The organism is Variovorax sp. GW823-FHT04F07, assembly GCF_058795995.1.
Genome location: NZ_JBXAIG010000009.1, coordinates 18952 through 36419 on the forward strand (window position 1 = coordinate 18952; position 17468 = coordinate 36419).

12 protein-coding genes are annotated in these 17468 nt (G+C 70.6%); all 12 read right to left on the reverse strand.

Annotation, left to right across the window (positions count from 1 at the left end; translation table 11 throughout):
• Positions 1-22: 22 nt before the first annotated feature.
• Positions 23-1711, reverse strand: coding sequence for a type VI secretion system-associated FHA domain protein TagH (tagH, locus tag AC1RAA_RS28750; protein WP_492732273.1), 1689 nt, complete (start codon positions 1709-1711; stop codon positions 23-25).
• A 114-nt stretch (positions 1712-1825) separates the two neighbouring features.
• Complete coding sequence (locus tag AC1RAA_RS28755) at positions 1826-2221, reverse strand: DUF4150 domain-containing protein (RefSeq protein WP_062482207.1); 396 nt, start codon at positions 2219-2221, stop codon at positions 1826-1828.
• An 11-nt stretch (positions 2222-2232) separates the two neighbouring features.
• Positions 2233-2904 (reverse strand): DUF3540 domain-containing protein, encoded by a 672-nt coding sequence (locus tag AC1RAA_RS28760; protein ID WP_492732275.1) that lies wholly within the window; start codon positions 2902-2904, stop codon positions 2233-2235.
• Positions 2905-2931: 27 nt separating this feature from the next.
• Positions 2932-3984, reverse strand: a complete 1053-nt coding sequence (locus AC1RAA_RS28765) for a pentapeptide repeat-containing protein (protein WP_492732276.1) — start codon at positions 3982-3984, stop codon at positions 2932-2934.
• Complete coding sequence (locus tag AC1RAA_RS28770) at positions 3981-6587, reverse strand: DUF2169 family type VI secretion system accessory protein (RefSeq protein ID WP_492732277.1); 2607 nt, start codon at positions 6585-6587, stop codon at positions 3981-3983. Before AC1RAA_RS28770 ends, AC1RAA_RS28765 begins: the two co-directional genes overlap by 4 nt.
• A gap of 18 nt (positions 6588-6605) precedes the next feature.
• On the reverse strand, positions 6606-9767 hold the full coding sequence (locus AC1RAA_RS28775; RefSeq protein WP_492732279.1) for a type VI secretion system Vgr family protein: 3162 nt from the start codon (positions 9765-9767) through the stop codon (positions 6606-6608).
• A gap of 40 nt (positions 9768-9807) precedes the next feature.
• Positions 9808-12501 carry a type VI secretion system ATPase TssH gene (gene tssH, locus AC1RAA_RS28780; RefSeq protein ID WP_492732281.1) on the reverse strand — a complete coding sequence of 898 codons (2694 nt, stop codon included), beginning with the start codon at positions 12499-12501 and terminating at the stop codon, positions 9808-9810.
• 39 nt (positions 12502-12540) lie between these two features.
• Positions 12541-13596 carry a type VI secretion system baseplate subunit TssG gene (gene tssG, locus AC1RAA_RS28785; RefSeq protein ID WP_492740680.1) on the reverse strand — a complete coding sequence of 352 codons (1056 nt, stop codon included), beginning with the start codon at positions 13594-13596 and terminating at the stop codon, positions 12541-12543.
• Positions 13593-15485, reverse strand: coding sequence for a type VI secretion system baseplate subunit TssF (gene tssF, locus AC1RAA_RS28790; protein ID WP_492732283.1), 1893 nt, complete (start codon positions 15483-15485; stop codon positions 13593-13595). The genes tssG and tssF overlap by 4 nt, the downstream gene beginning before the upstream one ends.
• Before the next feature lie 6 nt (positions 15486-15491).
• A complete protein-coding gene (gene tssE / locus AC1RAA_RS28795; RefSeq protein ID WP_062481207.1) occupies positions 15492-16007 on the reverse strand; it encodes a type VI secretion system baseplate subunit TssE in 516 nt (171 codons plus the stop codon).
• Positions 16000-16839, reverse strand: coding sequence for a type VI secretion system accessory protein TagJ (locus AC1RAA_RS28800; RefSeq protein ID WP_492732285.1), 840 nt, complete (start codon positions 16837-16839; stop codon positions 16000-16002). The genes tssE and AC1RAA_RS28800 overlap by 8 nt, the downstream gene beginning before the upstream one ends.
• A 28-nt stretch (positions 16840-16867) precedes the next feature.
• Entirely contained in the window at positions 16868-17425 is a 558-nt protein-coding gene (locus AC1RAA_RS28805) for a type VI secretion system tube protein Hcp (protein ID WP_056584544.1), read from the reverse strand.
• Positions 17426-17468 lie beyond the last annotated feature (43 nt).

Sequence of the window (17468 nt, forward strand, 5' to 3'; positions counted from 1 at the left end):
GGGGGTTGTTCTGGTTGTCTTCTCAGGTGTCGGACTTCAGGCGCGCCATCTGCTCTTCGTAGGCCGCGAGGAAGGCCTTGCCGAAGAGGCTGTGGAAGTCGTCCTCGGCCTCGCTCGCGATGCCGCCGTACAGCGCCACGAACTGGTCCCAGAGCTTGGCCTTGCGGTTGGCGGCAAAGAGCGCGTCGAGCGCGGTCTTCGCGCTGATCTTCTTCTCGAGCTCGGCCGGCTCGAAGCGTCCGATGACATGGGCCAGCGCCGCGCGCATGCCCACCATCACGCCGAACTGGTGCGCGCGCAGGTCGTCGAAGGCGTCGCGCATCGCGGCCTCGGGCGGCATGAAGCCGCGCACGCCGGGGCCCAGCAGGTGCGCCAGCGCGACCTCGACCGTGGGCGAGAACTTGAGCGGGTTGTTGGCCTGCGACGCGATCATCGTGACCTCGGCGCGCACCTCGCGCTTGAACTCCTGGCGCGTGAGCAGCAGCTGCAGCGTGCCCTCGGTGGCGGTGCGCAGCATCGAGCCGATGCGCTCCATGAGCCCGGGCGTGAGCATTTCGGGCGGCTGGTGCGTGCTCGCCAGGCCGCGCAGGAAGGCGGCGAGCAGCTCGTCGTCGGAGGCGGCGCGCGTGGACGCTGCTGCTGGTGCTGGTGCTGGTGCCAGCGGCGCGACATACACGGGCGGCGGCGGTGGCGGAGGGGGCGGCGGCTCGGCGACGCGGCCGGCGTTCTCGGGCCCGCTGATGCGGATCGGCTGGCCGGTCACGTCGTCGAACTTCGCCAGCGGGGCCACGGGCACAGGCGCAGGAGGGGGCGGCGGCGGTGGCGGTGGCGGCGTGATGGCCTTCGGCGGCTCGAAACCGAACTGGTCGATCGGCAAGTGATCGGAACGCGGCACCGGCGTGGCGGGCGCCGCGCGCTGCAGTGCGGCCAGCGGGTCGGCGTCCGATGCGGTGTTGGGCTGCAGCAGCGGATCGGCCAGCGGCGACAGCGCAAGCGGATCGCCGCCGATGCCGCCGGCGCCCGGCGAACCGCCGAACAGGTCGTCGATGCTCGCGGCCTTGCCGTGCGCGGGCGGCGCGCCCAGGTCGGAAAAATCGTCGAGCGCGCCAAGCCCGGCAGAGGGTGCGGCCGACGGCGTGGGGCCCAGCAGGTTCGCGAACGGGTCGACCTGGTCGGCCTGCGCATTGCGCGAGCCGCTGGCCATGGGGTCGGGAAAGAGCAGCGACTCGGCGGGCGCGGCGGCGGCGCGGGCTGCAGCAGGCGCCGGGGCGGGAGCGGCCGGCGACCCGAGTCCCGCGAGCAGGTCGGCGAACGGATCGTCGCTGCTGGCGGCGGGCGCGGCGGCCGGCGCCGACATCACGGTGTTGGGGATGACCGGCGCGCGGGGTGCCGCCGCGGCCGCCATCACGCGCACTGAGAGTTCGAAGCTGCCGATGACGAGCCGCGCACCGTCGGTCAGCGCCGCTTCCTTGCCCGCGCCCAGCGACACGCCATTGCATTGCATCGCGTTGCTGCCGCGATCGACGATGAAGTACTGGCCGTCGCGGCACAGCACCTGCGCGTGCACGCGCGAGACGGTGCGGTCGGGGTCGTCGAGCACCAGCGCGTTGGTGTCGGCGCGGCCGATGGTGCCGCCGCCGGGTCCGAAGTCCGCGGCGATGGACGGTCCGGCCGGCATGCCTTGCCGGGTGATGACAGCGATATGGATCATGAATCGGCCCCCGATGGCGGCTGCGCCCGTGCAATCTCGCAAGGAGTATTCATTCCGTGGGGCCGGTTGGCAATCTCGCCTTAAGAGGTATGCCGCATGCGCGTCGTCGCGGCCTCACGGCGCCAGCAGCAGCACGAGCGACTGGCTCGGCACCGCGCGCACGCCCGGGCAGTTGGTGCTGTTCTGCAGCGAGTTGCTGGTCAGGCGCGTGGCGGGCATGCCCTGGAACAGCACGGTGAACGCACCCGTGAGATGGCGGCACGGCCCCATCACGGTGCCGGAGGCCACGCCCAGCAGCACCCCGGGGTTGTCGCCGTTGCTCATCGGGATCGTGGTGCCCAGGTTGTGCGCCGGGCCGCCCATGATGAGGATCGTGGGGCAGTTGGGAATGGCCATCGCGCCCATCGCGATGTTCGGGTACGGAATGGGCAGCGGCGACGGCGCGGCCGGCGTCATGCAGACGTCGGGGAAGGCCATGTCGGTGCCCATGAGCTGGCAGTTGGCGAACATGGGACGTCTCCTCAACCGAAGTGGATCTGCGCGCCGCGCGTCTTGACCAGCTTGCCGCCGTTGACCATCACATGCTCGGCCTTGAGCTGCATCAGCTGCTGCGCCTCGTGGTCGATGTGCATGGCCTGCACGCGGTCGGTGCCCTGCGTGGTGCGCAGGTAGTGGCGGCTGAAGTGGGTGACGCGGTCCATCACGCTCGAGAGCACCGAACCGACGAACTTGATGGTGCCCGCGCACAGCCGGAACTGCCGCGCGGCCACCTCCACCTCGTCGGCCACCAGGTGGGTGCGACGCCCGCGCAGCTCGAGCTGGTCGGCATCGAGCTGCAGCCGCGCGGCCTCCAGGTGCAGGGCGCCGTCGCACCGCAGCACGACCGGCTGCGCCGCGTCGCGCTGCAGCACCGCCAGCACCCACAGCTCCGACGGGCCGGTGCGCAGGCAGGCCACGGTGTCGCCGACGGCCGGCACCAGCAGGCAGCTGGCCGCACGCCGCGCCTGCACCTCGCCCCGCAGGCCGACGCGCACACGCACGGTGGCATCGGGCCCGACGGCGGTGACGAGGCCGCCCTGGCAGGCGCCGGCGATGGCGACGGTGGGGTCGACCGCCGGCGCGCAGACCGGTTGGCTCTGGCTGTGCGGGCTGCGCTGGCTGGGGCTTCTGCCGGGGGTTCGGGTCTTGCTCATGGGGCTCTCCAGGATGTGCGGATGGGGTCAGGCGGCGACGGCGCGCCAGCGCTCGGCCTCGGCGCGCTGCGGGTCTTGCGTCAGCGCGCGGGCGTGGTCGTCGATGCGCGCGCCTTCGGTGAGCGCGCCGTGCAGCTGGACGCGCAGCAGCGAGGCGCCCTCCATGTCGCAGCCGCGCAGGTCGGCGTGGCTGAGGTCGGCGTGGTCGAGCACCGCGTTCTGCCACTGCGCGCGTGCCATGCGCGCACCGGCGAAATGCACCTGGTGCAGGCGGGCGCGTGCGAACACGCTGCCTTCGAGCAACGCGCCGGTGAACAGCGCCTGCGTGAGGTCGGCGCCCGAGAAGTCGACGCCGGCCGCCTGCGCCTCGCAGAAGATGGCGCGCGGCGCCTGCACGCCGGCCAGCCGCGCACCGCCCAGCAGCGCGCCCTGGAAGCTGCACTGCGGCAGGCGGGCGTCGGTGAAGTCGGCGCCCTGCAGGTCGACCCCGGCGAACTGGCAGCCGCGCAGCGACTGGCCGCGAAAGTCCTGCCCCACCAGCGGGGTCTTGACGAACACCGTGCGCTCGAAGTTGCCGCCGCTCCAGTTCAGGTGACGCACGTCGCATTCCATCAGCGTCGCCTGGCGCCAGTTGACGCGCTCCGCGCTGGCATCGAACAGGCTGCACTGGTTGAAGGTGGCGTTGTCCAGGCTCGCGTCCTGCAAGCTGGCGTGGGCGAACTTGCTGCGGTTGGCCACGAGCATGGACGCGTCGGCGCCGGCCAGCCGCGCGTGCGACACCTCGCACTCGTTCAGGGTGGTGGCATGCAGCCGTGCCTCGCCCAGGTCGGCGTGCGTGAGCTGGCACTGGTTGAAGGTGGCCCGCCGCAGATCGGCCGTGCCCAGCAGCGTGCCGCGCAGGTCGCACTGATCGAACACCGCCTCGTGCAAGTCGGCGCCGCGCAGGTCGGCCCGGCGCAGGTCGACCTTGCTGAACAGCGCGCCGGCCAGCGCGGCGCGCGCGAAGTGGCCGCCCTGCAGATCCAGCGACTCGATGGGCTCGCCGATGGCGGCGGCCATGGCCAGGACTTCGGGCGTCATGGCACGGGCTGCGCCTGCTCGGCGGCGCTCAGCCGCGGCCAGGTGCGGGTGCGTGTGAGCAGCGCGTCGTCCAGCCGCACATCGCCGTCCAGGCGCACGCGCGACAGGTCGGCCTGGAACAGGTTGCTGCGTCGCAGGTCGGCGCCGCGCAGGTCGGCATGCTGGAGCATGGCGTCGCGCAGGTCGGCGCCGGACATCCGCGCCCCGCGCAGCACGGCCTTGCGCAGCAGCGCACCGCGCGCCGAGGCCAGGCGCCAGTCGCTGCCGGGCATGCGCGCGCCGGTGAAGTTGGCGCCGTCGGCCACGGCGCCGGCAAAGCTGGCGTCGGCCAGCGCCACGCCGCCGAAGTTGGCATGCGCGAGGTCGGCATGACCGAGGTCCGCGCCCGTCATGTCGCACGCGGGCGTGACGACCACGCCGGCGGCGCGCGCCTGCGTCCAGCGCGCGCCCTGCAGTTGGCAGTCGACGAAGTTGGCGCCCGCGAGGTCGGCGCCGCGCAGATCGATACCGCGCAGGTCGCACTCGACGAAGCTGGCGCCGGCCAGCGTCGCGCCCGTGAAGGCGACGGTGCGCAGGTCCGCGCGATAGAACACCTGCCCGTCGGCCTGCGCCTCACTCCAGTCGCAACGGCCCCAGGCCGCTTCCAGCAACGAGGTGCCGCCCAGCTGTGCGCGCGCGCCGCGTGCGCCTTCCAGCTGGCAGCGCTCGAGCACGGCGGTGCGCAGGTCGGCGTCGTCCAGCACGCAGCCGTCCAGGCGGCTCGCGCCCAGGTTGGCACCCTCGAAGTTGGCGCCGATGGCGATGGCGCCGCTCAGCTCGGCATGCGCCAGCACCGCATATGAAAAGTTGGCGCCCGAGAGGTTGGCCTGGCGCAGGTCGGCGCTTTCGAGCCAGGCGCCGGTGAAGTCCGCGCCGCGCAGGTCCAGCCCGTGCAGGTCGGCGCCGGTAAGGTCCATGCCGCGGAAGGCGCGAAAGCCCGATGCCGCCGCCCGCCGGATCTCGTCGCGCAACGCCGCGGCCGCATCGGGCGCCATGCGATCGACCGGCGGCTGCTGGTGCGCCGCCTGCAGGTAGCCCAGCGAGTCGGCGCCCTCTTTCTGCAGCAGCGGGCCGTAGACCACCTCGGGCCGGAAGTCGCGTTTCTCGTGCCGCGCGGTCTGTTCGAGCTGCTTCAGGTCCTGCTCGGCGCGGTAGGTGGGCGGTCCGCGGTGCTGCAACTGCGCCAGGTCGACGCCGCGCTCGCGCGCCATCGCGATGGCCTGCTCCATGTGCGCGAGCACGTCGTTGAGTGCATGCAGCTGCTGCAGCTCGGAGGCTTCGATCTGCCGCTGCAGCACCTCGGCCAGCTCGTCGGGCTTGGGCACGGGCTCGCGCGGCGGCATCGTCACGCCCAGCGCGTCGGGGTCCTTGCCGAGCCCGCGCAGCTGTTCGCGGGCCATGGCCACATCGAGTTCGGCGCGCCGGTACTGGGCCTGCGCCTGCACGCCGTCGCTGGCAAAGGGCGCGCGCGCGGCCTCGGCGTGCGGATCGGTGATGTCCAGGCCCTCGGGCAACAGGTCGCTGTCGCGCAGGCTGTGGACCAGGCCCAGGCGCGGATCGGCGCGCTGCGCGATCACGTGCAGGTAGTGCGCATCGGGGCGCGGCGCCTCGGTGATGCGCTCCACGCCGCAGGTCATGCCGCGGATGTCGCTGCCGTCGTCGCTGGCCATCTCCGCCAGGCCGTGGAAGACCAGCACCAGCCGCTGCGCATGCGGAAAGCACCACACGGTGGTCAGGCGCATCGGCACTTCGCGCAGCGCGTCGTCCTGCCCCGCACCCATCGCGTAGGCGGCGAACACGCGCGCGCGCAGGCCGGGCAGGCGCCCGGTGAGCGTGGGGTGCTCGGGATGCAGGTGGACGAACTCGAGCTCCTCGTCGCCGCGCAGCGGTTCGGCAAACCACTGGTCGGCGGGGGCCACGTTGAAGAAGCGCCAGTCGGTGTCGGGCGCAAAGCCGGGCGCGTGCTCGCGCATGTACTCCGGCCCGTAAGTGCCGCGCCAGGCGGCACGCGCCGGGTGCATCGGATCGAGGCGGCCGAAGCCGGCCGGCTCCGCCACTTGGTCGGGATGGTGCAGCGGTGCATGCGGCCATTCCACATTGGGCAGCGGGCGCACGCCCTGCACGGCGGCCCGGCCGATGCCTGCCGGGTTGGCCGCGAAATCGGCACCGCCGTAGGCGCGCTCCCAGCCGATCGGCATCTGCGTGTAGGGCTGCGGCGCGCTGGCGCGTTCGCCCTCCCAGTGCCGGTCGCCCATCACCACCAGCGTCTTGCTCACCGGCCCCACGCGCACGCGCACCGCGCAGCCGGTGGCCGGTGCCGACGGCGGGCAGGCCCGGCCGTGCACCAGGAATTCGGCGGTGAGCTTGGCCACGCCTTCGTCGACCAGGGGCTGCGCCATTTCTTCGGCCAGAAAGTCCCACATCGACTGCTCGCCCCACAGCCGGCCGTGCGCGCCCTGTTCCAGCGGCACATGCAGCAGCGCGCTGATGCACAGCGCGCGCCGGCCCCGGTACTCGATCGGGCGGGTGGACAGGCCCAGGGCCTGCGGCTTGTTGATCTGCATCGCGTGCGGCCCGGCCCGTCAGGGCGTGCCCGACCCGCCGGAGCTGTTGGGGTCTTGCGAGCTGGTGGGTCCGGGCGTGCTCTGGGGCCCGTCCGCCGCCGGCGGCTGGTTCGAGCTGACGGGCTCCGCCGGTTGGCTCGAACTGGCAGGCTCACTGGTGGGCCCTGCCGGTTGGCTCGAACTGGCGGGTTCGCTCGGCCCCGCCGGCTGGCTCGAACTGGCGGGCTCGCCGGTGCCGGCCGGTGCCGTCTGCGCCGGCGAGGGCTGGGGGGTCGGCTGGGGCGCGGGCACCGAGCCGTCCTCGGCCGGCTTGAGCGCATCGGCCTGGTCCTCGGCACCGCTGCCCATCGCGCGGCCCATCGCGCCGATCGGACCGCCCACCACGGCGCCCGCGACACCCAGCACCGGCGACGCGATGATCGCGAACGGCCCGGTCACCAGGCCCAGCGCTGCGCCGGTACCCGCACCGATCGCCGTGTCGGTGCCGTAGTGCGAGCCCGCCAGCGCCTCGCCCTGCGCCTTGCGATCGCGCGCCAGTGCGGCCATGTCCTGCAGCCGCTTCTGCAGGCCGGGAATGCGGCCGACGTCCGGGTCCTTGGCCGCCTCCTCGAGCTGCTTGGCCGCGTTCTCGTACTGGGTGAAGGTGGCGTCCACGTCGCGCGCACCCAGGAACAGCCCGCGGATCGCGCCCACCGCCGAGAAGAGCGCGGCCACGCGGTTCAGCGGTGGCGGTCCACCGCCCCCGCCCCCGCCGCCGCCGGCCTTGAAGATGTGGATCGGCGCCTCGCGCAGGCTGCCGAGCTTGCGCTCGATGCCCATCGAGGCCACCGTCTCGAGCTTGAGCGCGATGGTGTTCTCGATCTGCATGCCCATGAAGTTGGCCACCGCCAGCCCCACGGCGTTGTCCATGCTCATGCCCAGGAAGGTGGAACGCGCCGCGCCCAGGTTCGCCTCGCTGTTGGTGCCGATGTAGCCGCTGCTGTTGGCGCCGAGCACCGTGGTGTTGGAGCCCAGCGAGGTCTGGTTGATGTCGCCGATGGCCATCAGGTTGATGTGCGTGTTGCTCACCAGGCTGTACTGCATGAAGTTGGCCTGGAACGGCGCCACGCCGGCGTCCATCTTCATCGAGTTGCCGCCGGTCACCTTGAACTCGATGTGGCCGGCCTCGAAGGTCATGCGCGACGCCTTGTGCGCCATGTTGCCGGCGATGGTCACCGTCTGGTTGCCGCCCACGGTGCGGCTTTCGTTGGAGGCCGTGAAGTCGGTGCGCGCGGACTTGGTCTCGATGCGGTGGTCGCCCTTGACGACCAGCGCGTGCGCGCCGTCCACGTTGGTGGTCTGGTTGGCCACCACGTGCACGTCCTGGCTGGCGCCGACGGTGATCTTCTGCGCCACCTTGACGCTCTTGGTCTCATTGTTGGTGACGTTGACCGTGCGGTTGCGCTGCACGCTCACGGTCTGGTCGCGATCGACCTTGAGCGACTGGTCGCGGCCCACGCTGCCCGAGTCGTCACGCTCCACGCTGCGACTCATGTCGAGTTCGGCGTGGATGTTGATGTTCTCGGACCCCTTCTTGTCCTCGAACATGATCTCGTTGTAGTTGTTCACGCCGCCGCCCGGCGTGGACCGGGTCCGGAAGCCGCTCTGCGTGGGCGATTTGTACGGAATCGGCTGGTCGTCGTTGTAGACGCGGCCCACGATCACCGGCCGGTCGGGGTCGCCGTTGAGGAAGTCGACGATCACCTCCTGGCCGATGCGCGGCGCGAAGTAGCCGCCCCAGCCCTTGCCGCCCCAGGGTTGCGACACGCGCACCCAGCAGGTCGACTTCTCGTTGCTCTCGTCGTAGCGGTCCCAGTGAAAGTGCACCTTCACGCGGCCGTGGTCGTCCACGTGCAGCTCGTCGCCCTTGGGGCCGACCACGATCGCCGTCTGCGGGCCGGGCATGGTCACGCGCGGCGTGAGGCGCGGCGCGCGGAACGGGCGGTCGACCGGCATCACGGTGAGCAGGAAGAGGCTGCTGCCGGTCTGCGCGGCGGCCAGCGCGGGCGTGGCGGCGATGAGTTCTTCCAGCACCGGCAGCGTGTCGGCGTTCACGGCGTCGTCGCGCAGCACCTCGGCCAGCGCGCGCTGCACGGGCTGGGCCGGCGCGCTGGCGCTCACGCCTTCGTAGCCGCGGTGGCTGGCGATGAAGGTGCAGGCGGCGATCACGTAGTCGCCGTTGCGCGTGCCGTCGGGGTCGTCCTCGAACTTGAAGCTGCGCCCGGCCGCGACGTCGGGCCACGGCGTGAGCGCCCAGTGGCGGTCGCGGCGCGCGTTGAGTTCGTCGCCGCGCAGCTTGGCGCGCGTCTCGGCGTCGTCGCCGCTGAAGTAGCCGCCGGGGAACTCGAACATCTCGAACTCAGCGAGCTCGTGCTGGTCGGAGCTGTCGATGTCGGCGCCCAGCTTCTTCTTGATGGCCTTGAAGTCGCTGTCGCGCGACGAATGCTTGCCGGTGTCGAACTGCCGCGCGCTGACCCAGCGCGAGATCTCGTTGAAGCGCGGCTCGGCCGCGTTGACGGCCATGTGGCGCAGCGTGTCGGTCGCGGGCAGCTTGTCGTGCGCCATGTCGCTGGCGTCCGACAGGTGCATGGTGCCGGGCGCGTCGTGCGCGTCGAACCAGTAGTAGATGCCTTCGTCCTCCAGCAGGCGCGACAGGAACTGGTAGTCGCTCTCCTGGTGCTGCACGCAGTAGCGGCGCGGGTTGTGCGTGCCGATGACGTTGGTGGCCTTGGTCTTCTTGAAGCGCTTGATCGGGCTGTCCTCGAACACCGCGTCGAGCACCTCGAGCACCTTCTTTTCCTGGTGGATGCGCGAGTTGGCGCGCTTGGTGAGCAGCCAGAACCACGAGCGCAGCGCGATGCGGTACTCGTAGTGCCGCCCGATGTGGCCCGCGCGCACGAAGCGCACCGCGTGGCCCTGGCAATGCCGCTCGTGCGCGCCGCCGTCGGCGTCCTTGAACTCGATGACGACGTCGAAGGCGTGGCCCAGGATGTCCTTGGCGGCGAGGTCCTTGTTCCTGGACAGCACGGTGAGCTCGTAGGCCGCGGGGCGCGCCAGCGCCTCGTGCCCGACGATGCGCCAGAACATCAGGTCGTCCTTGGCGGGCGAATCGCTCTCGATGCGGAACTCGTGGTCGGCCATCTTGGGTCTCTCGGAAGTGGGGCGTCGCGCTGCAGGGGGCTCAGTCGAACGCGTAGGTGAAGTCGGCGTCCTTCACGTCGAGCGCCACGCGGCGGATCTCGCCACCCGAGGCCAGGCGTTGCAGGTACTCGACCGAAATGGTGGGCAGCACGGTGTTGGTGAGGATCGCGTCGATCACGCGCCCGCCCGACTCCGGGTCCTGGCAGCGCGCGACCACCTGCTCGATCACCGCCTCGGTGTATTCGAAGGGCACGCCGTGGTTGGTCTCCACGCGCTTCTTGATGCGGCCCAGCTGCAGCCGCACGATCTTCTTCATCATCTCGGGCGACAGCGGGTAGTAGGGAATGGTGACGATGCGGCCCAAGAGCGCGGGCGGGAACACCTTCATGAGCGGCGCCTTCAGCGCATCGGCCAGCGCGTTCGAATCGGGCAGCAGCTCGGGGTCGCGGCACATGCTCATCACGAGCTCGCTGCCGGCGTTGGTGGTCAGCAGGATGATCGTGTTCTTGAAATCGATCATGCGGCCCTCGCCATCTTCCATCCAGCCCTTGTCGAAGACCTGGAAGAAGATCTCGTGCACGTCGGGGTGGGCCTTTTCCACTTCGTCGAGCAGCACCACGCTGTAGGGACGGCGGCGCACCGCCTCGGTCAGGATGCCGCCCTCGCCGTAGCCCACGTAGCCCGGAGGCGCACCCTTGAGCGTGGAGACGGTGTGCGCCTCCTGGAACTCGCTCATGTTGATGGTGATGATGTTCTGCTCACCGCCGTACAGCGCCTCGGCCAGCGCCAGCGCGGTCTCGGTCTTGCCCACGCCCGAGGTGCCGCAGAGCATGAAGACGCCGATGGGTTTCTGCGGGTTGTCCAGCCGCGCGCGCGAAGTCTGGATGCGGCGCGCGATCATCTCCAGGCCGTGCTTCTGGCCGATGACGCGCTGGTTGAGCGTGTCGGCGAGCTTGAGCACCGCCTCCACTTCGTTCTTCACCATGCGGCCGACGGGAATGCCGGTCCAGTCGGCGACCACCGAGGCCACGGCCTGCTCGTCGACCGACGGCAGGATGAGCGGCGACTCGCCCTGCACCGCGTGGATCTTCGCCTGCAGTTCGTGCAGCTCGGCCAGCAGCGTGGCGCGGTCGGGGCCGGCCTCGGCGGCGGTTTCACCGGCCGCCGGTTCATCGACCGGCTTGTTGCCCGCGCGCAGCTTGCTGCGCAGTTCGAGCAGGCGGTCGACCAATCCCTTCTCTTCCTGCCAGCGCGCGTTCAGCGCTTCGAGCTGCACCTTCGATTCGGCCAGCAGAGTGGCCACCAGCGCGGCGCGCTTGGTCACGTCGATGCCGATGGCTTCTTCGCGGCCGATGATCTCCTGCTCGACCGTGAGGCCCTCGATGCGGCGCATGCAGTCTTCGACTTCGGGCGGCGTCGCGTGCTGCGACACGGCCACGCGCGCGCAGGCCGTGTCGAGCAGGCTCACGGCCTTGTCGGGCAACTGGCGCGCGGGAATGTAGCGGTGCGAGAGCTTCACGGCCGCCTCGATGGCCTCGTCGAGCAGCTGCACGCGGTGGTGCTTCTCGAGCACGCTGGCGACGCCGCGCAGCATCAAGATCGCCTTGGTCTCGTCGGGCTCGGGCACCTGCACGACCTGGAAGCGCCGCGTGAGCGCCGGGTCTTTCTCGATGTACTTCTTGTACTCGGCCCAGGTGGTCGCGCCGATGGTGCGCAGGTTGCCGCGCGCCAATGCCGGCTTGAGCAGGTTGGCCGCATCGCCGGTGCCGGCCGCGCCGCCTGCGCCGACCAGCGTGTGGATCTCGTCGATGAACAGGATGATCGGCGTGGGCGAGCTCTGCACCTCGTCGATCACCTGGCGCAGGCGCTGCTCGAACTCGCCCTTCATGCTCGCGCCGGCCTGCAAGAGGCCGATGTCGAGCGTGAGCAGCTTCACGTCCTTCAGCTGCGGCGGCACGTCGCCGCGCGCCAGGCGCTGCGCGAAGCCTTCCACCACCGCGGTCTTGCCCACACCCGCCTCACCCGTCAGCAGCGGGTTGTTCTGGCGGCGGCGCATGAGGATGTCGACGATCTGGCGGATTTCCTCGTCCCGCCCGGTCACCGGATCCATCTCTCCCTTCTTGGCTTTCTCCGTGAGGTCGACAGCAAATTTCTTGAGGGCGTCACCCTTGCCCATGGCGGCCGGCGCCATGGCGCCCGAGTCTTCGCCGGGTGCACCGCTGCCCATGCCGGTGCCGTCCTGGGCACGCATCTGCGCTTCGGGCGAGGCGTCGCAAATCTTGGGGAAGTTGTCGGCCAGGTCTTCGACCTTGATCTTCTCGAACTGCTTCGACAAGCCGAACAGCGGGTTGCGCAGGCTCTGCGTCTTGAGCATGCCCACCAGGATGTAGCCGGTGCGCACCTGCGCCTCGCCGAACTGCAGGGTGGCGTAGGTCCAGGCGCGCTCGATGGCGTTCTCGATGTGCGGCGAGAAATCGCTGATGGCGGTGGCGCCGCGTGGCAGGCGGTCGAGCGCGGCCGTCATGTCCTTCGCGATCACCGACACATCGAGGCCGTAGTGCTGGATCACGCGGTGCAGGTCGGAGTCCTGCGCCTGCAGCAGCTGGGCGAACCAGTGCTCCAGCTCCACGTACGGGTTGCCGCGCATCTTGCAGAAGACGGTGGCGCCCTCGATGGCCTTGTAGGCCAGCGAGTTGAGTTTGCCGAAGAGGGCGGTGCGGCTGATTTCACTCATGGAGGACTCCGTATCTCTTCTGAACGAATGAAGATGGGTTTATTGAAAAGAGGCGGGCTGCTTCGGCAGGCGCGCCCTCGACGGCTGGCTGGCAATGCGCACGTCGGCCGCATCGCGCGTGCGCGCGCGTTCGCCGAGCCACGAGACCCAGCCCAGGCGCGGGCCGTTGCCCCGGGCCTGGCCCAGGCGCGTGGGCGGCACCTGTACTTTCTCGAGCACCAGCTGCGCATCCCATTCGAGGGTGTCGCCGAGCAGCTGCTGCATCCAGCGCTGCAGCACGGGCTGCGCGTCGCCGGTGGGCAGGAACATGCGGTACTGGTCGATCGTGAGCGGCCCCAGGTGCAGCCGCACGCGGTGCTGGCGGTCCCACGCGCGCGTGCCGAGCATCGCGCCCATGCCCATCGAGCGCGAACTCTCGCCCTGCCCCAGCCGCGTGACCTCGTCCGTGGGCACGCGCATCCAGTGGCCGACCCAGCGCTCCAGCTTCACCGGCACGCCGAAATAACTGCACAGCACCGACTCCACGCTTTCCGCGTTGTGCACGCGGCGCGCGAGCCAGCCCGAGAAATGCAGGCGCGCGTCGTCATGGATCTCGTCGCGGTCGATGCGCCCCGGCGTGCCGATGCCGACCAGCGCGCCGACCTGCAGGCGAAAGCGGTCTTCGCCCGGCCGGTCGAGTGCCACGGCGGGCCGCGACTGCGCCCACGCGCGGTAGAAGTGCAGCGAGAAGCGGTGCGAGAAGGTGTCGAGAAAGGCCAGCCAGGTCGGGTCGCCGTGGTTCAGGCTGCGCTCGCGGATGAAGTCGCTCAGGTGCACCGGCAGCGGGCCGTTGGGGCCGATGTAGCCGAAGAAGTGCTGGCGCAGGCGCGGCGGCGAGTGCGCGGTGGCCGGCTCGAAACGGCTGAAGCTGGCGGGCGCGAACGACAGCGAGGGCTCCTGCCCCACGCGCACCGGCTCGGCGCTGGGCAGCAGGGCGCGGCCCCAGCGCGGCGTGGTCTTCGCGACGGACTCGATGCGCCGCATCACGGCGAAGTAGTCGAAGTCCCACGGCTGCGCCGACCACCCGCGCAGCGCGAGGTCCACGCGGCTGTTCACAGAATCTGGCGTGTCCCGCACAGCGGCCTCCAGCGCATGGCTTCGCCCTTGCCCGCGACGCGCAGCACGGTCTCGACGAAGTGGTTCACCTCGACATGGCGCGCGAGAAACTGCGCCAGCACGGCGCCGAACAGGAAGGCGCTGTGGCCGTGGAAGGCGTCCTTGTCGACCTCCAGCGTCACCTCGAGCCCCCGCCCGAAGGCGATCGGGCCCGCGAGCGGCAGGCGCCGCGCCACGGGCTTGCTCTTCACCGACAGCAGCCCGCGCACCTGGCCCTGGCGCATCTCGTCGGCATGCACGGCGTAGAGCATGAGCGTCTCGCGCAGCGCGGCGGCGCCCTGCTCCGGCGTGCTGTCGGACAGCGACAGGTAATTGAGCGCCAGGTGATCGATGACGCGCCAGCCCAGCCCCTGGCTCACGACCGGCGACACCGGCCGCGACGGCCCGCGCACCATGCGCACGCGCTGTACGGGAAAGGAGTCGACGCAGTCGAAGTCGTTGTCGCGCCCCAGCGGCATCAGCAGCGGCAGGTCGCGGTTGGTGCACAGCGCGGTCACGGCGAGCTGGCGCAGCGTGGCGGCATACGGCGCCTGCTGCGGGTCGACGATCTGCATGTAGACCTCGGAGCCGATGTGGCTGCTGCGGTGGCCTTCGGTGCGCTGGCGCACCGAGAGCATGCGCGGCTCGCGCGTGGTCGTGAAGTAGGCCGGGTGGCTGTTGCGGCTGCCGTGGAAGGCCGAGTAGAACGGCCGGAACGGCTGCTCGGCCACCGCGGCGTCGGCCCCGGGCGCGCCGTGGCCGATGACCTCGGTGACGGTGTGCACCTCGAAGTCCTGCGGCCGCGTGCGGTCGGGCACCAGGTGGAACTGGCTCACGCCCTCGGTCACGGGCACGCGGTCGAGCCGCTTGGTGAAGAGGTTGACGGCGGGCACGCAGTGCAGCTGCACGTTGTCGGCGCTCACCAGCTTCTCGAGCGCCGCATCGCCGCGCGAGAACAGCAGCACGATCTCCAGCTCGGTCACCGGCATCGTCGCGAGCAGCGCCTGCAGCCCGCCGATGCGCACGAACTGGAAGCGCTGCGGGAACGCGAAGTACTCCTGCAGCAGCCGAAAGCCCGAGAAGCCCGTGGCCGTGACCGGCAGCAGCGCCTCGTCGTCCCCGAAGCCGACCGCGCCGATGGCGCTGCCCGGCAGGCTGCGCATGGCGCCTTGCAAGGCGCCACCGGCCGTGAGCGGGCGCACCCACACGCCCACGGGCTGGCCCAGCGCGCATTCGTGCAGCTGCCAGGCCACGTCTTCCGCGCCGCCGAAGTGCAGCACCAGCTCGTCGAGCGCGATCTGGCTGAAGTCCAGCCCCGCCGTGGCGCGCAGTGCGATGCGCAGGCCGCCGCGGATGGCGCGCGACTGCGGGTGGGTGTTCAGCGGCAGGTCGGGCGCGTAGGTGAAGTACTGGGCGCGCTGCACCTCGATCGGCCAGATGCGCAGCGCGGCGGCGGTGCGGAACTCGCAGTGCGTGTTCTGCCCCACGGCCTGGCGCGCGCGCAGGCCGGCGCCGCGCGGCAACGTCGGGCCGGCCGCGAGGTTGGCGTCTTCCGGGTCGGGCACGAACGACACCACCGTCATGGCCGGCGTCGGCGCCAGGAAGTGCGGGTAGACGATGTCCAGCAGGTGGCCCGTGAAGCGCGGGTATTCGGCGTCCAGCTTCAGGCCCACGCGCGCCGAGAGAAAGGCCGTGGCCTCGATCAGCCGCTCCACGTACGGGTCGGCGACCTCCTGGCCCTCGATGCCCAGCCGGTGCGCGATCTTCGGGAACGCACGGGCGAACTCCGAGGCGCTTTCGCGGAAGTAGCGCAGCTCCTGCTCGTACAGGCTCAGCAGCCGAGGGTCCATGTGGACTTACCTTGGGTTTTGCGCCATGTCCACGATCTCTATGCGGCCCTCTTCCAGATCGACGCGGCTTCGCATGAGGAACTCGAGCGGCACGGGCTGCGCCCACAGCATGCCGCGGATCTGCAGGCCAATGCTGTTGTGGGACTCCAGGGCCGGGCCTTCCATGACGAGTTCGACTTCGAGTGTGCGGGACAAAATGCGCGGCTCGAACTGCAGGATTGCGTTCTTCAAAGCCTGTTCCATGCTGACACGCTGCACCGACGAGGTGAACTGGCCAGACAGCATAGGCAATCCGTAGTTGATGACGGAGCGCGCGGCATTCGGGTGCTGCTTGTCGTCCATCGACAGGCCGTGCCCCGTGGCATTGAAGAGCCAGCCGAGGTCGCGCAGCACGGCCTGGCGCAGCGCCTGCTTGGTGAGCGTGCGCTTGTCGTCGCCCTCGCGCTTCTCGTCGGGCGCGTGGTCGACGAGGCGGTCCAGCAGCGAGGGCTGCAGCCGCTCCTGCGCAGTGAGCTCAGCCACCGCCGCTGCTTTCGCCGCCCTCGGCCGCGTCGGCGGCAGCGGGCGTGAAGAGGATCTCGCGCACGTCCATCAGCGCGTACTCGCCCGCGTCGCTGCCGAGCACGCGCTGGCCGTAGCCGGCCCAGACCTCGGGGCGCAGCTCGCGCCACTCGGTCTTGCGCGCCAGGCGCAGCTCGCCGTCGTTCTGCGCCTCGGTGCCTTCGTAGCGCGTGGGAATGAGGGCCAGCGTTTCGCCGCCGTTCTCGAACTGCAGGTGCGCGGGCATCCAGACGCAGTCGCGCAGGTCTTCGGGCGGCTCGATCTTGATGTGCGCCAGCCGCGCGTAGGGAATCCAGTAGTACTTGCCGTTGACGAAGGCCTCGAGCACCGGGCCCAGGCGCATGTCGGCGTCGGCCAGCCATTCGAAAGGCACGCCGTCGATGGTGCCGGCGATGGCGGGCGCGCCGTCGAAGGCGCGCTGGCGCAGGTCTTCGGCCAGCCCGCTCTCGCCGCGGCCTTGCCGCAGCAGCGATTCGATGAGCAGTGCCAGCCATTCATCGGGCTGGCCGAAGATCATCGGCGTGCGCGTGCCGGCGAACACGTCGGCGCGCAGGCCTTCGCAGCGCACGGCCTCGCCGTACACCTGCTTCATGGGCACGGCGAGCGCGTCGAGCTCGGCCGCGACGGTGAGCTGGTTGAGCGCGCGCTCCCACTGCCCGAGCACGCACAGGAGCTGCGCCATGAAGACGCGGTGCTTGGAGTCGGAGGGCTTGGCGCGCACGTCGTCGCTCAGGGCCTTGAGGGCGGCCACCGGGTCGGCGGCCTTGAGGAAGTCTGCGGCGGTCGTCGTCATGGCGGTGTGCTCCTGGGGGCGTTCGGAATCAGGTCCGGGTGAACTGGCATTCGCGCACCGCGCCGCGCGCGCCGCTGGTCTTCTGCGGGGCCGACTTGATCTTCACCGTGCGGTAGCTGATGGAGACCAGCTCCGAGGGCACGCCCCAGTGGCCGCCGGAGTTGAGCACCAGCCGGCAGATGCGCGCGTTCTCCAGCGAGATCTCGAAGGTCGCCTGCGCCTCGGGCGACTGCGGATCGCCGCCGGCCTTGTAGGCGCTGATGACGACCTTCAGGTCTTTCTCCTGCGCGCGCAGCAGGCTGGCGAGCGTGGCCGTGGCCGCGTCGCTGCGGCGTGCGACGACCAGGTTGTGGGGCACGACCTGGTTCTGCGCGGATGATTCGGGCACCTGCACCGACCAGTAGTAGCCGCCGATGTTCAGGCGCGCCTTGCCGTCGTCGAAGACGCGTTCGAGTTCGCCTTCGACGGGCGAGCCCTTGCTCTCGATCATCATGACCAGGTCGGTCTCGGCCGAGCCGGTGCCGATCAGTTCGTAGAACTGCCGTGCGTCTTCGGGGCTCCAGGAGCCGTCTTCGAGAAATGCCATGTCAACCTCCGGATTCGGACAAAGAAAACTGGACCGGGACCAC

What these genes read in the sequence shown, in the direction of transcription:
- tagH (WP_492732273.1), bottom strand. Translation starts at nt 1,711, where the DNA reads ATGATCCATATCGCTGTCATCACCCGGCAAGGCATGCCGGCCGGACCG.
- AC1RAA_RS28755 (WP_062482207.1), bottom strand. Translation starts at nt 2,221, where the DNA reads ATGTTCGCCAACTGCCAGCTCATGGGCACCGACATGGCCTTCCCCGAC.
- AC1RAA_RS28760 (WP_492732275.1), bottom strand. Translation starts at nt 2,904, where the DNA reads ATGAGCAAGACCCGAACCCCCGGCAGAAGCCCCAGCCAGCGCAGCCCG.
- AC1RAA_RS28765 (WP_492732276.1), bottom strand. Translation starts at nt 3,984, where the DNA reads ATGACGCCCGAAGTCCTGGCCATGGCCGCCGCCATCGGCGAGCCCATC.
- AC1RAA_RS28770 (WP_492732277.1), bottom strand. Translation starts at nt 6,587, where the DNA reads ATGCAGATCAACAAGCCGCAGGCCCTGGGCCTGTCCACCCGCCCGATC.
- AC1RAA_RS28775 (WP_492732279.1), bottom strand. Translation starts at nt 9,767, where the DNA reads ATGGCCGACCACGAGTTCCGCATCGAGAGCGATTCGCCCGCCAAGGAC.
- tssH (WP_492732281.1), bottom strand. Translation starts at nt 12,501, where the DNA reads ATGAGTGAAATCAGCCGCACCGCCCTCTTCGGCAAACTCAACTCGCTG.
- tssF (WP_492732283.1), bottom strand. Translation starts at nt 15,485, where the DNA reads ATGGACCCTCGGCTGCTGAGCCTGTACGAGCAGGAGCTGCGCTACTTC.
- AC1RAA_RS28800 (WP_492732285.1), bottom strand. Translation starts at nt 16,839, where the DNA reads ATGACGACGACCGCCGCAGACTTCCTCAAGGCCGCCGACCCGGTGGCC.
- AC1RAA_RS28805 (WP_056584544.1), bottom strand. Translation starts at nt 17,425, where the DNA reads ATGGCATTTCTCGAAGACGGCTCCTGGAGCCCCGAAGACGCACGGCAG.